Annotated in this window: 17 protein-coding genes; 11 read left to right on the forward strand and 6 right to left on the reverse strand. The window is 64.3% G+C overall.

Annotated features, from left to right (window positions below; genetic code table 11):
• The first annotated feature begins 55 nt into the window (after positions 1-55).
• Genes cobO through bluB form a run of 3 tightly spaced genes read left to right on the forward strand, consistent with a single transcriptional unit; the run spans position 56 to position 2,603 of the window.
• Positions 56-658 (forward strand): cob(I)yrinic acid a,c-diamide adenosyltransferase, encoded by a 603-nt coding sequence (gene cobO / locus FAZ69_RS14265; RefSeq protein WP_136895539.1) that lies wholly within the window; start codon positions 56-58, stop codon positions 656-658.
• Positions 659-661: 3 nt separating this feature from the next.
• Complete coding sequence (locus FAZ69_RS14270) at positions 662-1,963, forward strand: cobyrinic acid a,c-diamide synthase CobB (RefSeq protein WP_136895546.1); 1,302 nt, start codon at positions 662-664, stop codon at positions 1,961-1,963.
• On the forward strand, positions 1,947-2,603 hold the full coding sequence (gene bluB / locus FAZ69_RS14275) for a 5,6-dimethylbenzimidazole synthase (protein WP_136895548.1): 657 nt from the start codon (positions 1,947-1,949) through the stop codon (positions 2,601-2,603). The genes FAZ69_RS14270 and bluB overlap by 17 nt, the downstream gene beginning before the upstream one ends.
• Positions 2,604-2,619: 16 nt before the next feature.
• Here bluB and FAZ69_RS14280 read toward each other — a convergent pair whose 3' ends face one another.
• Positions 2,620-2,865 (reverse strand): H-NS family nucleoid-associated regulatory protein, encoded by a 246-nt coding sequence (locus tag FAZ69_RS14280; protein WP_136895550.1) that lies wholly within the window; start codon positions 2,863-2,865, stop codon positions 2,620-2,622.
• A 394-nt stretch (positions 2,866-3,259) separates the two neighbouring features.
• Here FAZ69_RS14280 and FAZ69_RS14285 point away from each other — a divergent pair, with 394 nt between their 5' ends.
• A complete protein-coding gene (locus FAZ69_RS14285; RefSeq protein WP_169708647.1) occupies positions 3,260-3,979 on the forward strand; it encodes a hypothetical protein in 720 nt (239 codons plus the stop codon).
• Between the two features lie 185 nt (positions 3,980-4,164).
• On the opposite strand, the gene FAZ69_RS14290 is transcribed toward FAZ69_RS14285, so the two are convergent.
• Positions 4,165-5,094, reverse strand: a complete 930-nt coding sequence (locus FAZ69_RS14290; protein WP_136895552.1) for a hypothetical protein — start codon at positions 5,092-5,094, stop codon at positions 4,165-4,167.
• A 126-nt stretch (positions 5,095-5,220) separates the two neighbouring features.
• Here FAZ69_RS14290 and FAZ69_RS14295 point away from each other — a divergent pair, with 126 nt between their 5' ends.
• From FAZ69_RS14295 to FAZ69_RS14310, 4 genes are all read left to right on the forward strand, one after another.
• On the forward strand, positions 5,221-6,117 hold the full coding sequence (locus tag FAZ69_RS14295; RefSeq protein WP_136895554.1) for a M15 family metallopeptidase: 897 nt from the start codon (positions 5,221-5,223) through the stop codon (positions 6,115-6,117).
• Positions 6,118-6,203: 86 nt separating this feature from the next.
• A complete protein-coding gene (tssM, locus tag FAZ69_RS14300; protein ID WP_136895556.1) occupies positions 6,204-10,235 on the forward strand; it encodes a type VI secretion system membrane subunit TssM in 4,032 nt (1,343 codons plus the stop codon).
• Positions 10,232-11,209: a type VI secretion system-associated protein TagF gene (gene tagF, locus FAZ69_RS14305; RefSeq protein ID WP_136895558.1), complete on the forward strand. Its 978-nt coding sequence runs from the start codon at positions 10,232-10,234 to the stop codon at positions 11,207-11,209. The genes tssM and tagF overlap by 4 nt, the downstream gene beginning before the upstream one ends.
• A gap of 25 nt (positions 11,210-11,234) precedes the next feature.
• Complete coding sequence (locus FAZ69_RS14310; protein ID WP_136895859.1) at positions 11,235-12,185, forward strand: OmpA family protein; 951 nt, start codon at positions 11,235-11,237, stop codon at positions 12,183-12,185.
• A gap of 257 nt (positions 12,186-12,442) precedes the next feature.
• Here the strand turns inward: FAZ69_RS14310 and FAZ69_RS14315 are convergent, their stop codons facing one another.
• Positions 12,443-13,348 carry a LysR family transcriptional regulator gene (locus FAZ69_RS14315; RefSeq protein WP_136895560.1) on the reverse strand — a complete coding sequence of 302 codons (906 nt, stop codon included), beginning with the start codon at positions 13,346-13,348 and terminating at the stop codon, positions 12,443-12,445.
• Between the two features lie 100 nt (positions 13,349-13,448).
• Between FAZ69_RS14315 and FAZ69_RS14320 the strand changes: the two genes are divergently transcribed.
• The 3 genes from FAZ69_RS14320 to FAZ69_RS14330 are packed head-to-tail and all read left to right on the forward strand — an operon-like array spanning position 13,449 to position 15,486.
• Positions 13,449-13,859: a (R)-mandelonitrile lyase gene (locus FAZ69_RS14320; protein WP_136895562.1), complete on the forward strand. Its 411-nt coding sequence runs from the start codon at positions 13,449-13,451 to the stop codon at positions 13,857-13,859.
• Positions 13,860-13,876: 17 nt separating this feature from the next.
• Positions 13,877-14,617 (forward strand): SDR family oxidoreductase, encoded by a 741-nt coding sequence (locus FAZ69_RS14325; protein WP_136895564.1) that lies wholly within the window; start codon positions 13,877-13,879, stop codon positions 14,615-14,617.
• A 41-nt stretch (positions 14,618-14,658) separates the two neighbouring features.
• The gene (locus FAZ69_RS14330; RefSeq protein WP_136895566.1) at positions 14,659-15,486 is read left to right on the forward strand and encodes an SDR family oxidoreductase; all 828 of its coding nucleotides are present in this window, start codon (positions 14,659-14,661) and stop codon (positions 15,484-15,486) included.
• A gap of 323 nt (positions 15,487-15,809) precedes the next feature.
• On the opposite strand, the gene FAZ69_RS14335 is transcribed toward FAZ69_RS14330, so the two are convergent.
• Genes FAZ69_RS14335 through FAZ69_RS14345 form a run of 3 tightly spaced genes read right to left on the reverse strand, consistent with a single transcriptional unit; the run spans position 15,810 to position 21,673 of the window.
• Positions 15,810-17,237: an efflux transporter outer membrane subunit gene (locus tag FAZ69_RS14335; protein ID WP_136895568.1), complete on the reverse strand. Its 1,428-nt coding sequence runs from the start codon at positions 17,235-17,237 to the stop codon at positions 15,810-15,812.
• Positions 17,234-20,431, reverse strand: a complete 3,198-nt coding sequence (locus FAZ69_RS14340; protein WP_136895570.1) for an efflux RND transporter permease subunit — start codon at positions 20,429-20,431, stop codon at positions 17,234-17,236. Before FAZ69_RS14340 ends, FAZ69_RS14335 begins: the two co-directional genes overlap by 4 nt.
• Before the next feature lie 12 nt (positions 20,432-20,443).
• The gene (locus FAZ69_RS14345; protein WP_136895861.1) at positions 20,444-21,673 is read right to left on the reverse strand and encodes an efflux RND transporter periplasmic adaptor subunit; all 1,230 of its coding nucleotides are present in this window, start codon (positions 21,671-21,673) and stop codon (positions 20,444-20,446) included.
• Between the last annotated feature and the right edge of the window lie 11 nt (positions 21,674-21,684).

Here is a 21,684-nt window from a genome sequence, read left to right on the forward strand (position 1 = left end):
CCCATATCGAGCGCGCGCCACGCATCACGCCCGACCCTCAAGACCAGGACCTCCGATGAAAACCGATCCCGAATCGCACCAACGCATGACCCAGCGCCGCCGCGAAGGCCACGAAAAGAAGCAGGCCTCCGCGACCGTCGAAAAGGGGCTCTTGATCGTCAACACCGGCACCGGCAAGGGCAAGAGCACGGCGGCGTTCGGCATGGCGGTGCGCGTGCTCGGACACGGCATGCGGCTCGGCGTCGTGCAGTTCATCAAGGGCGCGCTGCACACCTCGGAGCGCGACTTCCTCGGCAGCCAGGCGAATTGCGATTTCGTCACGATGGGCGACGGCTACACCTGGAATACGCAGAACCGCGACGCCGACATCGCCACCGCGCGCAAAGGCTGGGACGAGGCGCGCCGGATGATCGAATGCGGCGAGTACCAGATGGTGATCCTCGACGAGCTCAATACCGTGCTCAAGTACGAGTATCTGCCGCTCGATGAAGTGCTCGGCGTGCTGGCGTCGCGGCCCGAGATGCTGCACGTCGTCGTGACGGGGCGGCATGCCCCCGACGCGCTCGTCGAAGCGGCGGACCTCGTCACCGAGATGCGGCTCGTCAAGCACCCGTATCGCGAGCAGGGCGTGAAGGCGCAGCGCGGCGTGGAGTTCTGAAGCATGTCGGCGTGTCCCGCGCTTTTCATCAGCGCGCCCGCTTCGGGCCAGGGCAAGACCACGATCACCGCGGGCCTGGCGCGCCTCCACGCGCGGCAGGGCCGGCGCGTGCGCGTCTTCAAGACCGGCCCCGATTTCCTCGACCCGATGATCCTCGCGCGCGCAAGCGGCGCGCCGGTCGAATCGCTCGACTTGTGGATGGTCGGTGAAGACGCATGCCGCCGGTTGCTGGCCGATGCCGCGCGCGAGGCGGACCTGATCCTGATCGAAGGCGTGATGGGTCTTTACGACGGCACGCCCTCGAGCGCCGATCTCGCGACCGCGTTCGGCGTGCCCGTGGCCGCGGTGATCAGCGCGAAAGCGATGGCGCAAACTTTCGGCGCGATCGCCTTCGGTCTTGCCCACTTTCGGCCGCAGGTGCCGTTTCATGGCGTCTTCGCGAATCGCGTCGGCTCGGAGCGCCACGCGCGCATGCTCGAGGAAGCGGTGCCGCAAGGCATGCGCTGGCTCGGCCATATCGCCAGCGCGAACAAAATCGAGCTGCCCGAGCGTCATCTCGGCCTGCATACGGCGGGCGAGATCGGCGACCTCGATGCGCGGCTCGAGCGCGCCGCCGATGCGCTCGCATCGACGCCGCTCGCCGCGCTGCCGCCGCCCGTCGAGTTCGGCGAGCCGCAGACGCCGCCCGTGCTGCCGCGCCTGCTCGACGGCATGCGGATCGCGATTGCGCGCGATGCCGCGTTCTCCTTCATCTATCCGGCCAACGTCCGCCTGCTCGAAACGCTCGGCGCACGCGTGTGCTATTTTTCGCCGCTCGCCGACGAGCCGGTGCCCGCCGCGAGCGACGCGCTGTATCTACCGGGTGGTTATCCCGAGTTGCACGCCGCGACGCTTGCCCGTCACACTCGCAGTGCCGAGGCGATCCGCGCGCACGCGGCGGCGGCCAAGCCGATCTACGCGGAATGCGGCGGCATGCTGTATCTGCTCGAGGCCCTGACCGACAGCGCCGGTGCGACGACGCCGATGCTCGGCCTCGTGCCCGGACAGGCGGCATTGCAGACGCGTCTGTCGGCGCTCGGCATGCAGCAGCTGAATGGCGTGCACGGCGCGATGACGGGCCACACGTTCCATTACTCGCGCATCAGCACGCCGCTCGCGCCGGCGATGAGCGCCGCGCATCCGCAATCGGGCGCGCCGGGCGAGGCCGTGTATCGCATCGGCTCGATCGTCGCGACCTACATGCACGGCTACTGGCCATCCAACCCGGCCTTCGCGGCCGCTCTATTTCATGGCGATGCAATTTGACGAATCCGAACGGGCCGCTGTCTACCGCGCCATCTACGAGCGGCGCGACATGCGGCATTTCGTGCGCGAACCGGTCGACGCGGACGTGCTGCGGCGCTTGATCGACGCGGCGCACCACGCGCCGAGCGTCGGCTTCATGCAGCCGTGGCGCATCCTGCGCGTGACCGACGAGCCGTTGCGCGCAGCCTTGCACGCGGCCGTCGAGCGCGAGCGCGTGAAGACCGCCGAGGCGCTCGGCGAGCGGCATGACGAGTTCATGAAGCTCAAGGTCGAAGGCATGCGCGACTGCGGCGAGCTGCTCGTGATGGCGCTGATGGACGGCCGCGACAAGCACATCTTCGGGCGGCGCACGATGCCCGAGATGGACCTGGCGTCGGTCGCCTGCGCGATCCAGAACATGTGGCTTGCCGCGCGCGCCGAAGGACTCGGCATGGGATGGGTATCGCTATTCGATGCCGACGACGTGCGCAGCCTGATGAAAATGCCTGAAGGCGCGAAGCCGGTAGCGATACTCTGCCTCGGGCATGTCGCGCAATTCTATGAGAAGCCGATGCTCGAAATGGAGCGCTGGGCGCAAAGAATGCCGGTCGCGGAGTGCGTATTCGAGAACTACTGGCCGTGCGCCAGAAACGATGCCTGAAACGGCAAGGTTTTCCCTAACCGCCGATTCTAAAATGTTCGACGTGCTGCCCTGCCGCCACGGCACGGCGCAGCCAGTCGGGCAGATCCCCGTGACCATCCCAGGTGTTGCCGTAAGCGTCGCGGTATAAAATTTCCCGCTCCGCCTGGCGGTCGGCCGCCACGGAGGCGGCTAACGCCTCATCGGTAATGCCATATTCTTCCATTCGTCGCCGCAACCAGCGAATAAGCCGGTCGCGAGCTTCGCCATTGAGCTGTTCCATCGATGATTCCGATTCGGTTGATGCGGGAGCGCGCGGGCTCCAAATGACTAGAGGCGAATCATACTCGACACGCCGTCAATCGGCGCCGACGAGCCTGCAAAGCGAGTAAGGAGACTAGCGGTGCGCTATTTTGGAGCCGTGCCGGAAACACGTCTGCGCTCTCGCGCCTCCCCGTGGATTGACGGACGATCCGAAACCGCAAAATCGTGCCGATTTGCATATTATGCACGCCGGATTAGTTTGCGGCACTTTCAATCGTTAAAGCGTATATCGAATCGCGGGCTTTCCGCAAGATTCCGGCAGCCAGTACACTCACGCCTCTCATGCCGGTGAGCAGTGATCGTTCCTGCATCACGCTCGCTCTAAAAAAGTCAAACAAATGCCAATTCATAACATGCACGCACCCGCGCTACCCATCCGACGAATCAAGCGGGCCGTCCGCGCTGCCATGCTGGTGGCGGGCCTGTCGGCGCTGCTCTCGATGATGCCGACGCCGTCCGGCGCGCAGGAATCCAAGACGGCTCCAGCCTCTTCGTCCGAGCCAAAACCGGTTCAAACGATCACGCCGATCTTTAGCCAGCTCATCGGCTTCTCGTTGCCGACGGGTTTCAATCCAGTCGACTTCGAGCAGACGCAGGGCGACAACTATATTCGCGAATCGGTTCTCAGGGGCGAAACCGTCGACCGCTGGACGCAGATGATCACCGTCACCGGACTCAAGGCGAACCCGGGCATGGCGAACGAGCCCCCGATCGAGCTGGCGAAATTCATCGCGGGCGGATTTCACCGCGCGTGCCCGGATACGTTCGCGGTGACGCCATTCGGCGAAGCGAAAGTCGATGGCTATGCGGGCTATGTAGCGGTCGTTCGCTGCGGCTCGGTGACGGACGGCCCGTCGTCGGCGCATAGCGAAACCGCCATTGTGTTCGCGATCAAGGGAACGACCGACTTTTACTCGGTGCAATGGGCGGAGCGCGGGCCGGTTGCCACCGGCGATCTCGCCTCCGAGAAGAACAAATGGCTGGACCGGCTGAACCAGCTGACCCCGGTCAGGATCTGTCCGATCGTGCCGGGCGAGAAGGCGCCGTATCCGAGCTGCCAGCAATCGCACTGAACGGCATCCCCCGAAAACTCTCACCTTTGACAGCGGGCGGCGCCGGTTCGAATTCCGGAAGGGCCCGTCCAGCAAGGGGTTGCGTCGCCATCACCCGGCGCTGATGCGAGTGCTCCCGAATAGTCTCACCTTAATGAAGGACTGGCGGCGCGGCGCCTTGCGCGCCGCCGCCGAATCGCATCGTCTCAATTCTGCTTGGCCTGCGCGGACGCGTTGGGACACGCCGGATCCTTGCCCCAATGGCCGTCGCAGACGCGCCAGCGGCACAACTCCTCCTCGAAGAAGCCCCGCGTGCCGCACTCCTTGACCTGCTCGGCCAGGCTCTTCTTGGCTTGCGCCTTATCGGCCGGCTGCTGAGCAGCGGGCACAGCCGGCTTCTTCGCGTTATACGGCGTCGTGCGCGCGACAAGCGCCTCAAGAAGATCGGCATCCGAATCATTCTTGGCCGCCACCTTCTTCGTGTCCGCGTGTTTATCCTTTTCCGCATGCGCCGCCGCGACCTTCTCCTCGTGACGGTCTTTCGCCGTTTCGCGCTTCGCGTGCGCAGTCGATGTGGGCGACGCGGCCGGCAGCTTCACGGCGGCAACGGCAGGCTTCGACGCGGCCACTGCCGGCGCCGACGCACCCACCGGCACCGCGCCGTCAGCCAGCGCGCGCGACAAGGGGTTCGCGTCCGCTCCGCTCACGCTGGCCGAAGCGGACTTGGCGTCGGCGTCGCTGTTCTCGTCGGTGATGATGGTCGCGGCATGCGGCGCCGAAGCCGCATCCTTCTGCGCATTCGCGTCGGCAGCCGCGAGCTGGGCCGCGCTGCCCGCGCTCGCAGGCGCGGCGGCTTTCTGCTGCACGGCATTGGACGCCTGCTCGACCGCGGCGACGTCGTGATCCGCCTGCCTTGGCTTCTGCAGCTGCCAAGCAGCAATTCCGCCGCCCGCGACGACCAGCAACCCTGCCAGCACGAACGGCAGCTTGGAGCGCCGGCGCGGCGCGGCCTGCTGCGTGACGCGGCCCTCCAGATTGGCAAGGATGCGCGCGTTGTTCGCTGGTGGTGCGCTTTTGGCAGCGTCCGCCAGCAAGCTAGGCGGTGCTTTCGAATTTGAACTTTCCGGCGCACTCATTCTTCACTGCCTCATTGAATCCTTGTTTAATTCGCCGATAATACGCTGCGGCCTATCTGTCAGCAGGCCCGATTCTAAGAGCAAGCATTACAAAATTCAATTAGTTCGAATTTCCGGGGCTTACCCTTGTTTGTCGTCGCACTGATCGCTTATTTCGCCCTCGCCGTCACCGCCGCGGCCATGCTGCTATTGCCGCCGTTACGTGCGTCGATATTGAATGCCGTGTTCGATTTGCATGGCCGCGTCACGCGCCGCGCATCGAATAGCGCAGCGCTCGCTCGCGGACATTTAACAAAATCAGTAAAATCTTCGCAAATCGCTTTAGTCGACGTGCAAAAATTACTGTTTCGGCGGCGCTTGCTGATTTTCGTTACCGCAGGTATTCTTGCGACGCCGCCGTTAATCGCAATTGCATTGCGCGGCCGTCAATTGTTATTCCAGTATGACGACACGGCAATCCGGGTTCCCGACGAGAAAATTGCCGCGCTGTTGAACGGCGAACAGCTCGTGCCGCCGCCGCAGCTGCCGCCGGAGGTGTTCGCGACCCAGGAGGTCGAGCGGGTGCGGCCCGCGCTGGTCGATGCAAGCCGCGACTGGAACTTGCTCGACGCCGACTTCAGAACCCGGCTATTGCTCGTCTATAAAATCATGCGCGAGCAATACGGCTATCAAATGGCCTTGCTGGAAGGTTACCGCAGCCCGGCGCGGCAAAACCGGCTTGCGCAATTGGGGGGCGTCACCAATGCCGCAGCATTTCAGAGCTATCACCAATACGGCCTGGCCGCCGATAACGCCTTTTTGCGCGACGGCAAGCTCGTCATTTCCGAAAAAGATCCCTGGGCCATGCACGGCTACGAGCTATACGGACAAACCGCCGAGCAAGTCGGCCTGGTTTGGGGCGGACGGTGGAAATTGATGGACCTCGGCCACGTCGAATATCACAAGCCCGGCTTCGTAATGGGGCGCAGCCCCGTCCCGCCTCAATTACAAAACTTGCAAAGCCGCACCGATCTGCGCCAATAAACCGACAAGACGCATTTGACAATTGCGCATTAAACGCCACGCATAGCCACAATTAGCCACGCCTACCATCAAGACCGAAACGCCTTATGCAACGCTTTCTCAGTTGGTTGACACATAAACGCACGCTGACCGTCATCGGGCTCATTGCGCTCGCGGCGGTGCTGTTCATCGGCGCCGCCGTGCTGCAGATCGACGCGGCCGGCTCAGGCGCGGCCGGCTCAGGTCCGGTCTGGCCGGCCGCCATTTTCGGCGCCGTCGTGCTGCTGATGCTGCTGGTCTGGCTCTGGCGCAAGCTGCGCGCGCGGCGCGCCAACAACAAGCTCGGCGAGATGCTCGAAGCGCAGGCCGAAGCGGCCCAGGCCGCCCCGGTCAGCGCAGCCGCATCCGGGCAGAAGCAGCCGGAACTCGACGCGCTGCGCACGCGCCTCGTCGAAGCGGTCAAGACGATCAAGACGTCGAAGATCGGCCAGATGTCGGGCGGCTCCGCGCTCTACGAACTGCCGTGGTACATCGTCATCGGCAATCCGGCGGCGGGCAAGAGCAGCGCGGTGCTGAACTCGGGCCTGCAGTTCCCGTTCGCCGACAAGAGCAATGCAGTGGTCCACGGCATCGGCGGCACGCGCAATTGCGACTGGTTCTTCACCACCGAGGGCATCCTGCTCGACACCGCCGGCCGCTACTCGGTGCACGAGGAAGACCGCAGCGAATGGCTCGGCTTCCTGAACCTGCTCAAGCGCTACCGTCCGAAGGCGCCGATCAACGGCATCATCGTGACGGCCAGCATCGCCGAACTGACGGGCAACCGCCCCGAAGCGACCATCAACCTCGCCAAGAACCTGCGCCAGCGCGTGCAGGAGCTGACCGAAAAGCTCGAAGTGTTCGCGCCGGTCTACGTGATGTTCACGAAGACCGACCTCATCACCGGCTTCACCGAATTCTTCAGCGGCAGCGACCGCAGCGAGTACGACCGCGTCTGGGGCGCGACGCTGCCCTACGAGCCCGACGAGAAGCGCGACATCGTCGCCCTTTTCGACGAGCGCTTCGAGGAGCTCTACGAAGGCCTCAAGGAGATCAGCGTCGCGCAGATGTCGATCAGCCGCGGCAACAAGCTCTCGCCTGGGCAGTTGAGCTTCCCGCTCGAGTTCTCGGCGATCAAGCCCGCGCTGCGCGTGTTCCTCGCGACGCTGTTCGAGAACAACCCGTTCCAGTACAAGCCGATCTTCCGCGGCTTCTATTTCACGAGCGCCCTGCAGGAAGGCGAGACCAACAGCGCCGCCGCCGAACGCATCGGCCAGCGCTTCGGCCTGAACACCGGCAGCCTGCCGAAGCCGCAAAGCGCCTTCTCGAAGAACGGCTTCTTCCTGCGCGACCTGTTTTCGAAAGTCATCTTCGCCGACCGCCAGACGGTCCGCCAATTCGCGAGCCCGGCCAAGACGCGCCTGCGCTACGCGACGTTCTTCGGCTTCGTCGCGGTGCTCGCGCTCGCGCTCGGCGGCTGGACATGGTCGACGATCGGCAACCAGCAGCTCGCCGCGAACGTGCAGGCCGATCTCGACAACGTCGTGCGCCTGCAGCAGAACCGCGAAGACCTGCAATCGCGCCTTCAAGCGATGGACATCCTCGAAGACCGCATCGACCAGCTCGAGCAATTCCGCCGCGACCGGCCGCTGTCGGTGTCGCTCGGGCTGTATCAGGGCGATCAGATGGAGCAGCGCCTGCTCGCCGAGTATTACAGCGGCGTGAAGCAGCTGATGCTCGATCCGGTCTCGCAGAATCTCGTGTCGTTCCTGAAGGACGTGGACGCGCATCCGGACCAGCTCGCGCCGATGACCCACGCGCCCGAGTCCGGCGCGATCCAGGTCTCCGCGAAGACGTCGGGCGCATCGGGCACGCCGGGCGCGGGCGCCACGAGCCTGTCGGCCACGGCGGGCAGCCAGGGCAGTCTCTATAGCGACGCGTCGCCGACCAACGTCGAAGACGCCTACAACGCGCTCAAGACCTACCTGATGCTCTCCGACAAGCGCCATGTCGAGCAGGCCCACCTGACCGACCAGATCGCCCGCTTCTGGCGCGGCTGGCTCGAGTCGAACCGCGGCACCATGCCTCGCGACCAGATGATCCGCAGCGCCGAGCGCATGATCACGTTCTACCTCGCGCGCGTGAACGACGACGACTGGCCGATGGTCGAAGCGAACCTCTCGCTCGTCGACCAGACCCGCGAGAACCTGCGCCACGTCGTGCGCGGCATGCCGGCTCGCCAGCGCGTCTATGAAGAGATCAAGGCGCGCGCCTCGACCCGCTTCGCGCCGATGACGATCGCCCGCATCGTCGGTGACCAGAACACGGCCCTGATCGGCGGCAGCTACGCGATTCCGGGCACCTTCACGCGCGAAGCCTGGTTCCAGTACGTGCAGCCCGCGATCCGCGACGCCGCAACCAAGGAATTGCAGGCGAAGGACTGGGTGCTCAACACGGCGTCGCAGGACGACCTGACGCTCGAAGGCAGCCCCGAGCAGATCCAGAAGGCGCTCGTCGGCATGTACAAGGACGAGTACGCGCAGCACTGGCAGAAGTTCATGCAGGGCATCGCCGTGCAGAGCTTCGGCAGCTTCAACCAGGCGGTCGATTCGATGAACCGCCTTGGCGACCCGCAGGATTCGCCGATCAAGAAGGTGCTCGAAACCGCCTACGACCAGACCTCGTGGGACAACCCGGCGCTCGCGAACTCGGCGTTGAAGAGCGTGCAGGGCGGCGTGACGAGCTGGTTCAAGAACCTGTTCTCGCGCGCGCAGTCCGGGCCGGTCAGCGCGAACATCGACATCAACGGCAATCCGGTCGAGCTCGGCGTGGGTCCGATCGGCCAGCAGTTCTCGGGCCTCGCTCGCGTGGTCGCGAAGCAGGACGGCAACTCGCTGCTGCGCGGCTACATGGATTCGCTGTCGAAGGTCCGCACGCGCTTCAACGTGCTGAAGAACCAGGGCGACCCCGGACCGGGCGCGCGCGAGCTGATGCAGCAGACGCTCGACGGCAACGGCTCGGAGCTCGCCGATTCGCTGAAGTTCGTCGACGAGCAGATGCTCACGGGCCTCACCGATGCGCAACGCAAGGCGCTGCGTCCGCTGCTCGTGCGGCCGCTGATGCAGGCGTTCGCGGTCGTGATCCAGCCGGCCAGCGCCGAAGTCAACAAGGTGTGGAACGCACAGGTCTACCAGCCGTTCCAGGGCTCGCTCGCGAACAAGTATCCGTTCGACGGCAGCGCGAAGGTCGAGGCCGGCGCCAGCGAGATCGCGCAGGTGTTCGGGCCGGACGGCTCGGTGGCGAAGTTCGTCAACACGACGCTCGGGCCGCTCGCCGTGCGCCGCGGCGATACGCTGACCGCGCGCACCTGGGGCGACATGGGCATGACGCTCACGCCCGACCTCACGAACGGCTTCGCGCGCTGGGTCGCGCCGCTCTCGGGCGGCGCGGCGGGCGGCGGCGGCGCGGGCGGCGGCGGATCATCCGAACCGCAGACGGTGTTCCAGATCCTGCCGCAGCCGAGCACCGGCACGACCGAGTACACGCTCGCGATCGACGGCCAGCAGCTGCGCTACCGCAACACGCCGCCGCAGTGGACCAACTTCGTGTGGCCGAACCCGCAGGGCACGCCGGGCGCGACGCTGTCCGCGACGACCTTTGACGGCCGCACGATCCAGCTCGTCAACGAGCCGGGCCGCTACGGTCTCGAGAAGCTGATCAACTCGGCGCAGCGCAAACGCCGTCCGGACGGCACGTTCGATTTGTCGTGGACGCAAGGCAACGTGACGGTGGCGCTGTCGATGCGCATCATCAGCACCTCGCAGCCGACGGGCGGCGCCAGCGGCGGTGGCGACGCACCGCAGCAGCAGAGCCTGCGCGGGCTGAAGCTGCCGTCGTCGGTGGTGGATCTCGGCGCGGCCAACGCCGCGCTCGCAATCGCGAGCGGCGCCGCGGGCGGCGCTTCGAATGCGAACGCGAATGCCGCCGCAGGCTCGCAGGCCGCGGCGCCGCCGGGCGCGCCAACCAGCGCGCCGGTGAACGTGTCGGCGAACACGCAGGCCGCCCCGGCTGCGGTCAATCCTGGAGGAGGTGCGCAATGACGCAACCCGTGCAGGCGCAACTCGCCTACTTCGGCAAGATTCCTTCGCGCGGCGACTTCGTCAAGAGCGTGCACAACCCGCAGCTCTTGCAGACGCTCGACCGCTGGATCGCGCAGGCGATGGAGCTGCTCGCCGACGACCCGCGCTGGAAGATCACCTACGAGAACGCGAAGCCGATGCACTTCGCGTTCCTCGGCTCGCAGAGCAAGCTCGCGATCGCGGGCCACATCATGACGAGCCGCGATATTTCATCGAGGCGCTTCCCGTTCCTCGCCGCGACCGCGCTCGAAGTCGACCGCCCGCTCCCGTTTCTCGCGCGCAGCCCGCTGGCGTTCAACCGGCTCTGGTCGCGCGCCGCGGAAAAGATGCGCCCGCTGCTCGACGCGAGCGAGCCCGCCGAAGTGCTGCAGGCGCTCGGCGAGACGCAAGTGCCGATCGACGTCGGCGCGCACGACGGCACCTTCGCCGACTTCGTCGACCACCAGACGATGGCCGGCCTCGAACAGATGCTGCTCGCGAGCGGCCACCCCGTGCGCCTGCGCGGCGCGATGCTCGCGCTCGGCTCGCTGCTGCGGCCCGTGATGCAGAGCAAGTCCTCGCATCTCGAGCGAGGCCTCACGCTGCCGCTGCCGAACGACACGTTCTATCGCAGCCTCGTCGCCGCGTTCTGGCTCGAGCTGATCGCGCCGTTCGTCTCGCAGGCCGACTTCGAGCTCGCGATCTTCATCGGCACGATCGCCGAGCGCGAACGGCTCATCGTCGGCTTCAACGGCGCATCCGCGAAGACGCTGCACAGCGTCCTCGATCCACAGGCCTACGCCGCGCACAACATCGACATCGACGATCCCGAATGGATCGACGGACACACGCAAAACGATCATGGAATCAGCAAGCTCGTCAGCTACCTCGAACAACCCCAGCTCTCGCTGCGCGTCGGCATCGACACGTTCCGCGAAGCGTTTGTCGGGGCTTGATGCGATGGCCGTGATCTATCGGTTCATGGGCAAACGGCGCGCGCTTGCTGTAGCGGCTGCGGCTTGCATCGCGGCGAACGGCGCGGCGCTCGCCGACAACGCGGGACCTGCGACTGTCACGCCGGTCGACAACAGCGGCATTACGGTCAAGATGACGGTCCTGCCGGCGCAGGGGGCGGGGAATGCGGGGGCTGGTGCGAATGGCGTCAATGGTGCGAACGCTCCCGCCGTCGCGGGCGGCAATCGCGCCGCGACTTACTCGCCGCCGGCGGCCAACGCGACGCCGGGGCAGGTGGTCGTGAGCGGCAAGGTGCCCGACGAAGCGACGCGCGACGCCGTGCTTCAGCGCCTGCGCGATACCTACGGCGCGGCGAATGTGGTCGACCAGGTCCAGGTGGGCAGCGTCGCGACACCGGCCAATTGGACCGCAAACGTGCAAAAGCTGATCGGCCCGCAGTTGAAGCAGATCAGCAAGGGGCAGCTGAAGATCGACGGCACGTCGATCGATGTGAAGGGTGAAGTGAACAACGAGGCGCAGCGGCAGCAGATCGCTAGCGATATGGCTAATGCACTGAACCCGACTTATACGATTCGCAACGGGCTGCGTGTATCGGCTTCGGAGCAGGGCGTGCTCGACCAGACGCTCGCGAACCGCACGATCGAGTTCGAGACCGGCAGCGCAACGCTGGCGCCGGCAGGACGTCTGATTCTGGATCAGATGGCGGCGGCGCTGGCTAGGATGCCTGGTAAGCCTGTCGAGATCATCGGGCACACGGACAATTCGGGCAATCGCGCTTCGAATGTTGCGTTGAGCCAGGCGCGCGCCGATGCGGTGAAGGGGTATCTCGTGACGAAGGGGATCGGGCCGCAGACGATGTCGACGATGGGGGTCGGGCCGGATCAGCCGATTGCGTCGAACGATACGGCGGATGGAAGGGCACGGAATCGGCGGATTGAGTTTCGGGTGGGGCAGTAGGGGCTGGACGCACCAATAACCGGTTCGCTCGAGCGGGCGAGCCGGTTACAAATACAGGGTATCCGCATTTCGCGGTTGATTCCGTCTTGCGCGGTGCAATGCACGCCGTGAGATATCAATGGTTGCGGACGGCGTCGCAGAGCGGCCAGGAGCGGACGCTCGCTAGCACCACCAGTCCGCCATCGGAGCGTCAGCTTCGCTCTTAAAACAAGTCATTCCGAGCCGGGCCAGATCACCTTGGGATTCCGTTCCGATATTTACACCCTAACGCTATTCGAATGACGCAAAGCATTGGCAACGACGGCGAAAGCGGGAGTCGGCTGCCGTCGGCTTGGGTAATACAGGTGGAGTCCCGAAAAAGACGGACACCAGTCAGCCAACACCTGCGCCAACTCCCCGTTCTCGATATGCGATAGAACGCGGTCTTCCGGGACATACGCGAGACCCGAGCCTGCGCACGCCGCCTTGACGGCCATCGTCGCCGTATTGAATACAAGCTGGCCTTCGACGCGCACTTTGAGTGCACGCCCCTCCTTTTCAAGTTCCCATGCGTATAGCCCCCCGGCGGTCGGCAGGCGGATATTGATGCAGTTATGCGCCATCAGATCCTGCGGCACTTTCGGCTTCGGGTATCGCGTGAAATAGCTGGGCGTTCCAACGATGGCCATGCGCACATCGGGCCCGATACGCACCGCGACCATATCTTTGTCCACCTGCTCGCCCAGCCGCACACCGGCATCGAGCCGTTGCTCGACGATGTTCGTTAGACCGTTATCGACAACGATTTCAATCGTGATGTCGGGATAGTCAGGCAGGAGGCGTTCAATCACGGGCCAAAGCACCATCTCCGCCGCAAGCTCTCCGGCTGCGATGCGCACCGTGCCGGCCGGCTTGTCGCGCAAAGCGGTGAGCGCGGCCAACTCCGCCTCCACCTCTTCGAGCTTGGGACCTACCGCCTGGATCAGCCTCTCGCCTGCTTCTGTCGGAGAGACGTTGCGCGTCGTCCGCGTCAGAAGCCGGAGGCCAAGCCGGGCTTCCAGATTCCTCACCGTCTGGCTCAACGCCGATTGCGATACGCCGAGCTTTGCCGCTGCTTTCGTAAAACTGCCCTCCTTGGCGACGGACAGAAACGCGGTGATATCCGAAAGGTCAGAGCGCGCCATTTATAAGCCATCCTTCTAGGTTCATCCAGATTTTATATATTAATAGATTGAATCCGCACTGATAAATTGAGCATCCAGCGATCAATGCAAGGGAGCACCGATGGACATCAGGAAATGCGGGGCGCAGCCTTCCGCGAAAGGCCCTGCCGAATATTTCACAGGAACGGTAAGGATCGACGCGCCGTTCGTGGGCGAGCAGCCCGCACGAATTGGCGGAGCGACTGTGACGTTCGAACCTGGCGCGCGGACGGCGTGGCATACGCATCCGCTTGGTCAGACGCTAATCGTGACGGCAGGTCTCGGGTGGGTGCAGCGCGAAGGCGGGCCCATCGAGGAAATCAGGCCCGGCGACATCGTTTGGATTAGCCCCGGAGAAAAGCACTGGCACGGCGCCACTTCGAATACCTCGATGACGCATATCGCCATTGCTGAATCGCTGAACGGCAGCCCCGTTGACTGGATGGAGAAAGTCGCGGACGAGCAGTATCAGATCATGCCCCATCAATCATGACGCACAAGGACACCATCATGTCAGAGAACATCGCAGGCAAGGTTATCGTTATCACCGGCGCGAGCAGCGGACTCGGCGAGGCTACCGCGCGCCGACTGGCTGCGGACGGCGCAAAGCTGATCCTTGGCGCGCGCCGCATTGAGCGCCTGAAGGCTTTGGCCGCCGAACTGAAGCTTCCAGAAGCGTCGGTCGTGCAGACGGACGTCACCGATCCACAGCAGGTAAAGGCACTGGTCGATCGGGCTGTTGAAACACACGGCCGTGTCGACGTGATCGTCAACAATGCGGGGCTGATGCCGCACTCGCCTCTGGAGCGTGGGAAGATCGAAGATTGGGATCAGATGATTGACGTCAATCTCAAAGGCGTCCTCTACGGCATCGCCGCTGCGCTTCCTCACATGACACGCCAGAAGAGCGGCCACATCATCAACGTATCGTCGGTCGCGGGCCATAAGGTCGGGAAGAACAATGCGGTTTACTGCGCCACCAAAACGGCTGTCCGGGTTCTCTCTGAAGGACTGCGCCAGGAAGTGAAGCCCTACAACATTCGCACGACGATTATTTCGCCAGGCGCGGTGCAATCCGAACTGCCCCAGAGCATTACCGAGGCTGATGTGGCTGCCGGCGTCGCCGACTTTTACGAACGCCTCGCCATTCCTGCAGACAGCTTCGCCCGCATGGTTGTTTTCGCGATCCAGCAACCGGAGGACGTGGACGTCAATGAGATCCTGTTCCGCCCCACAGCTCAGGAACTGTGAGTCCCCCGATTTCAGGGCGCGTGGCTACAAGGAGGGAAATCATGCAGAAAGTCGTCGTTGTCATCGGTCCCGGATCCATCGGACAGGCCATTGCGCGCCGTGTGGGCACCGGGAAACAGCTTCTTCTCGCCGATCTGCGGCAGGAGAACGCCGATGCGGCTGCCGGGACGCTGAGCGACGCAGGTTTTGACGTGACGACAACCGTCGTTGATGTGTCGTCGCGCGTGTCCGTCGAAGCTCTGGCCGCAAAGGCAACGTCACTGGGTGCAATCCATGGCCTTGTTCACGCTGCGGGCGTTTCTCCCTCGCAGGCTTCGCCGGAAACGATCCTGAAAGTCGACCTTTACGGCACGGCACTGGTCCTCGAAGAGTTTGGCAAGATCATCGCGGAAGGCGGCTCCGGTATTGTTATAGCGTCGCAGTCCGGTCATCGTCTGCCGCCGCTCGCGCCGGAGGAGAGCCGCGCCCTCGCGACGACACCCGTCGAGGATCTGCTGAGGCTACCGATGCTTCAACCGGATCAGGTCAAGGATGCGCTGCACGCCTACCAGTTGTCCAAGCGCGGAAATTCCCTGCGGGTCATGTTTGAATCTGGTCGCTGGGGTCAGCGCGGAGCCCGCGTCAACACCATCAGCCCGGGTATCGTCATCACCCCGTTGGCGAAGGACGAACTATCTGGGCCGCGTGGCGCTGGCTATCGGCGGATGATCGAAGGTTGCCCCGCCAGGCGCGCGGGTACGCCGGACGAGGTGGCAAATGTCGCAGCTCTGCTCATGGGGCCGGACGGCGGCTTCATCACGGGGAGCGACTTCCTGATCGATGGGGGCGTTACGGCATCGTACTGGTTCGGATCGCTAGCGCCACATTAACGTTGCACACTGACTTTCGCCGAAAGCCGACCCGCCTCCATTCGAAGAGTAATCGCGCTTTGGCCGGCTATCGGCAAAAAGGAACTGTGAGCCAGTGTCTTGTTTTGTGACGAGATCGGCCATTACGTATAGGCCGAGAAGGATCGATCAGCGCCGATCGGCCCTGACACACATGCTGCCGGCCAATTGCTGTGGCGCAACAGGCAACATGAGCGTCAACCACGTAATACGGGCCACCCCGAGTAGCGGAAGCAGCGCCTGACCGGGGTTCCGAAATCGGCTCGTTCAAGCGAGCCGATTTTTTTCCGGGTATTGCAAAGCAGTCACGACCGCCCCGCCGAAACGCTGCTCTCCGACCATCCGCCGCCCAGCACCTTGTACAGCGTTATCAGGTTCGACAGCTTTGACAGCGTGTCGTTGGCCAGTTGCTGCTGCGCGGTGTAGAGCGTGCGCTGCGCATCGAGCAAGGTCAGGAAGCTGTCGGTTCCGCTGCGATAACGGGTCTGGGCGATGTCATCGTACTGCTGCGCCGAGTTGACATAGTCGCGGTCGGCATCGACCTGCGCGACGTAGGTCGTGCGTCCCGCCAATGCGTTCGCCACTTCCTTGAAGGCCGTCTGAATGGTCTCCTCGTAGTCCGCGATATCGATGTTTTTCTCGATCTTTGCCACATCGAGCGATGCCTTGTTGTAGCCGAAGTCGAAAATCGGAATCGAGATCGAAGGCGAGAAGGTCCACGCACCGGTGCCCGCCTTGAACAGCCCGGACAGGCTGGTGCTCGTGCTTCCCGCGGAGGCGGTCAGTTCGATCTTCGGAAAGAACGCTGCGCGGGCGGCGCCCACATTCGCGTTGGCGCCCTTGAGCGTGTGCTCCGCCTCCACGATGTCGGGACGGCGGGTCAGCAGATCCGAAGGAACGCCCTCGCCGATGTCGGCGAGCATGCTTTCGCTGTCCATCAATGTGGGTCCTTTCGGCAGATCGCCGGGCAGCGGACAGCCGATGGCGGCAACGAGATTGTTGCGATCCTGTGCGACCGCCCGAGTGTAGGAGGCGAGGCTCGAACGGGCGCTGGCGAGCGAGTTTTCCGCCTGGCGCACGTCCTGCAGCGACGCGCTGCCCATCTTCATCATGCTGACGGTCAGGTCGTAAGTCTTCTGATCCGCGTCTACGGTGTTCTGTGTGATCTCCAGCAAGGTCTCGTCCGAAAGCAGTTGCAGGTAGCCGGTCGCCACCGTCGCGACCAGGTCGATCTGCGTGCTGGCGCGCGCGGCGTCGGTGGACAGATATTGCTCGAGCGCCTCGCGCTTCAGGCTGCGCAACCTGCCGAAGAAGTCGATTTCCCATGACGTCATGCCGACGCTGACGCTACTGGAGCTGTAAGCGCTGGTGGAGCCCAGTGCGTGTTCGCGCGTCGCCGAGCCGGAAGCGTCGATGGTCGGCCCGATGTTGGCGCGCGCAATCCGGTACTCCGCCTCGTATTTGGCCACGTTGAGCGCGGCCACGCGCAGATCGCGATTATTTGCGAGCGCGAGCTCGATCAGCTTCTGCAGGCGCGGGTCCTTGAAGAAGTCGCGCCAGCCGACATCCGCGGCGAGCGGCGCTGCCGTGGCCGGCTGCTGCTTTCCACTGCCCTGCGTCGAGACGGCGGGCCAAGCGTCGTCGACCGGCGCCGCCGGGCGATGGTAAGCCGGATCCAGCGTACAGGCGCACAAACAACAGGCGCACAAAAGGGCGGTCAGTTTCCGTTTCATGCCTGCTCCCCGCCTGCTTTGCTGGAATCCATGGAATGTCCGTGCTCCTTGAACAGTTTTCGCACCACGACGAAAAACACCGGTACGAAGAAGATGGCGAGCGCGGTGGCGGCGATCATCCCGCCCGTGACGCCGGTGCCGATGGCGTGACGTGCCGAGGCGCCCGCACCCGAGCTGACGACGAGCGGCAACACGCCGAACACGAAGGCAAGCGAGGTCATCAGGATCGGGCGCAGACGGATATGGGCAGCCTCGAGCACCGCTTCGATCAGGCCGCGTCCCTGAGCCTGAAGGTCCTTCGCGAATTCGACGATCAGGATTGCGTTCTTCGTCGACAGGCCGATGGTGGCAAGCAGGCCGACTTTGAAGTAGATGTCGTTCGAGAGCCCGCGCAGATGCGCACCCAGCAGCGCACCCAGCACACCCAGCGGCACGACAAGAATCACGGCGAGCGGGACGGACCAGCTCTCGTACAGCCCCGCGAGGCACAGGAACACGACAATGAGCGAAACCGCGTAGAGGTAGGTCGCCTGGGAGCCCGCCTGCTTCTCCTGATACGACTGTCCGGTCCACTCGACCGCGAAGCCCTTGGGCAACTGCTTGGCGAGTCTCTCGACGGCGTTCATCGCTTGCCCGGTGCTCACGCCGGGCCGCGTCTGGGCCGACATGCCCATCGCGAGCTGGCGGTTGTAGCGTTCGATCTGCGGCGGCCCGAAGGACCAGCGGCTGGTCGCGAACGCCGAGAACGGCACCATCGTGGAGTCGTAACTGGTCGTCGTGCTCGACGAAGACGAAGACGAGGAGGAACTGGCCGACGAAGAAGACGAGCTAGCCTTCACATACCAGTTGCCGATATCGGCGGGCATCATGCGGTACTGCGCATCCGACTGCACGTAGACCTTCTGGATACGGCCCGTATCGATGTAGTTGTCCACGTAGGACGACCCGAACGCGGTCTGGAGCGTGTCGTTGACGTCCGATATCGACAGTCCCAGCGCACTGGCCTTCTCGCGGTCGATGTCGACCTGCAGCTGCGGCGTATCTTCGAGGCCGGACTGGCGCACCATCGCCAGCGTGGGTTCCTTCTGCGCCATTTGCATGAACTGGTTGCGCGCCTGCAGCAGCTTGTCGTGCCCCTGGCCGCCGCGGTCCTCGATTTCGAAGTCGAGCCCGCTCTGCGTGCCCAGCTCCTGGATGGCGGGGGGACTCAGCACGAAAATCTGCGCGTCCCGAGACTTCCCGAAGTGCTGGTTCGCACGCGCGGTGATGGCCGCCGCGCTGTCGCGGGCGCCGCGGCGGCTCCAGTCCTTCAGCGCCACGAATGCGAGGGCGTTGTTCTGGCCTTGGCCATTGAAGCTGAAGCCGTTCACCGTAATCATCTGCTGGACCGCGGGCTCGTCGTTCAGGAAGTAACGCTCCACCTCCTCGACGGTCCGGAGCGTACGGGAGGCTGGCGTACCCGCCGGCGTGCTGAGCGAGACGAGGAAATAGCCCTGATCCTCGTCGGGCAGGAACGAGGAGGGCAGCGTCACGTAGAGCAGCGCCACGACGCCGGTAATGAGCGCATAGACCAACATATGGCGCATCGGCTTGGCGATGATGCGGCCAAGCGAGTTGCTGTAGCCCGCGTTGCTGTTCGCGAACAGGCGGTTGAACCAGCCGAAAATGCCGCGCTGCTCCTGGTGCTCGACGCTGGTGCGCTTGAGCATCGTCGCGCACAGCGCCGGCGTCAGGGTCAGCGCCAAAATGACCGACAACACCATGGCCGACACGATGGTGATCGAGAACTGCCGGTAGATCGCGCCGGTGGAGCCGGCGAAGAAGGCCATCGGGATGAACACGGCTGTCAGCACCGTCGTCACGCCGATCAGTGCGCCCGTGATCTGGCCCATCGCCTTGCGGGTCGCTTCCCTCGGCTCGAGCTTCTCCTCGCTCAGGATGCGCTCGACGTTCTCGACCACGACGATCGCGTCGTCGACGAGCAGCCCGATCGCGAGCACCATCGCGAACATCGAAAGCACGTTGATCGAGAATCCGATGATCGCCATCACGCCGAACGTGCCGAGCAGGGCGACCGGCACCACGATCGTCGGAATCAGCGTGGCCCGCAGGTTCTGCAGGAACAGGTACATCACGAGAAACACGAGGATCACGGCCTCGAAGAGCGTCTTGATGACCTCTTCGATCGAGATCTTCACGAATGGCGTCGTGTCGTAGGGATAGTTGATCGCGACGTCCTTCGGCAACTGCGACTGGATCTCCGCGAGCTTGGCCCTGACCTCGCGGGCGGTCTGCATCGCGTTGGCGCCGGTGGCGAGCTTGATCGCCAGCGCGGCGGCTGGCTTGCCGTTCAGCCGTGCAGACATGTCATAGCTGTCGCCGCCGACCTCGACGCGGGCGACGTCCTTGAGCCGAACCTTCGAACCGTCGCTGTTCACGCGCAGCAGAATGTCGGCGAACTGGTCTGCCGTGGTCAGCAGGCTCGACGACCGGATGGTCGCGTTGATTGCCTGCGAGTCCGTGGACGGCGCACCACCGACCTGTCCCACGGAGAGCTGCACGTTCTGCGCGGAAACCGCGCTCGTGACGTCGGAGGTGGTGAGCCCATACCCATGAAGCTTCACGGGATTGAGCCAGATGCGCATGGCGTGCTGGGCGCCGAACAGCGACACGTCCCCCACGCCGTTGAGCTGGGAGAGCGGGTCCTGGATCTGGGTGGCAACGACGTTGCCCAGGTCCACCGAATTCAAGGTGCCGCCCGGCGACGACAGCGCGACGATCATCATGAAACTGGTGGACGCCTTCGCGACCTGGATGCCCTGTTCCTGGACCGTCTGCGGCAGCGACGACGTCGCCTGGCTGACCTTGTTCTGGACCTGCACCTGGGCAATGTCGGGGTCCGTGCCCGGACTGAACGTCAGCGTGATGGTCGCCTGCCCCGCACCGCTGCTGGTGGAGGACATGTACAGCAGGTTGTCGATGCCGCTGAGCTTCTGCTCGATCACCTGCGTCACGGTCGCTGCGATGGTATCCGCGGAGGCGCCGGAATACGTGGCCGTCACCTGCACGGAGGGCGGGGCGATGGTGGGGTACTGCTCGATGGGAAGCGTCGTCAGCGCGGCGCCGCCCGTCAGCATGATCACGATGGCGATCACCCACGCGAGAATCGGGCGGTTGATAAAGAAACTTGCCATGCCGTTCTCCGCTCAGTGCTGCACGGAAGCCGCCAGCGTGGCTGACGCCTCGCTTGCCGTTCGCGAAGCATCGGCGGCCACCTTCACCGGGGCGTCCGCCCGCACTTGCTGCAGGCCGCTGACAATCACGCGGTCGCCCGGCTTGAGCCCCTGGGTGACGATCCATTGGTCACCGTACGCAGCGTCCGCCTTGACGGCGGTCTGCCGCGCATTGCCGGAGCCGTCCACGACGTAGACGCTCGCCCCGCCGTCCGAGGCGCGCGTGACCGCGCCCTGTGGAACGAGGATCGCGGCATCGTCCTCGCCCTCGGTAAGACGCGCGCGCACGAACATGCCCGGCAGCAACTCGCCCTCCGGATTTGGGAAGGTCGCGCGCAGCGTGACCGAACCGGTGGTGGCGTCTACGGTGATGCCAGAGAACTGAAGCGTGCCGGGATGGCTGTATTCCGTGCCGTCCTCCATCAGCAGTGTGACGGCCGCGCCATCGCCGCCGGCCTTCTTGAGGCGTCCCGACGCGAACTCCTTGCGCAGCTTCAGCCACTCGGCACTGGAGCGCGTCACATCGAGATACATCTGGTCGAATGCGTTGATCGTTGCCAGCGCGGTGGTTTGCTGCGAGGTGACGAGCGCGCCCTCGGTCACGCTCGATGCGCCGATCCGGCCGGAAATCGGCGCGCGCACGCGCGTGTACTGCAGATTGACCCGTGCGGATTCCAGCGACGCCTCATCCGCCGTCACGTCGGCGGCATCTTCACGAACAGCCGCGACAGCGTCGTCGTAGTCCTGCTTGCTGACCGCATTGATCTTGACGAGCTCCGTGTAACGGTCGGCCTTGGTCTTGGCGGACGCAAGGGTCGCCTTGGCCTTTTCCAGCGTGCCGCGCGCCTGATCGTACGAGGCCTGGTACGTGGCCGGGTCGATCTGATACAGCACCTGGCTGGCCTTTACGTCGCTGCCTTCGACGAATAGCCGCTTGAGGACGATGCCGCTCACCTGCGGCCGGACTTCAGACACCTTCAGGGCAGACAGACGCCCCGACAATTCGGTCGTCTGCACGATCCGCTGCGGCGAGATGGTCAGCACGCCGACTTCCGCAGTCTGCGCCGGCAATCCACCCGGCCCCGCCGAATGTGTGTCGCAACCGGCGGTCATGAAAACCACCGTAATCGAGAGGGTGGCAAGCAGCGGACGCATCATGTGCCGCGCCCAACCTCTCGCCTGATGAAATGTTGTTTCTGACATGGGAATCTTTG

Source organism: Trinickia terrae, assembly GCF_005144415.1.
GTDB classification, from domain to species: domain Bacteria; phylum Pseudomonadota; class Gammaproteobacteria; order Burkholderiales; family Burkholderiaceae; genus Trinickia_A; species Trinickia_A terrae.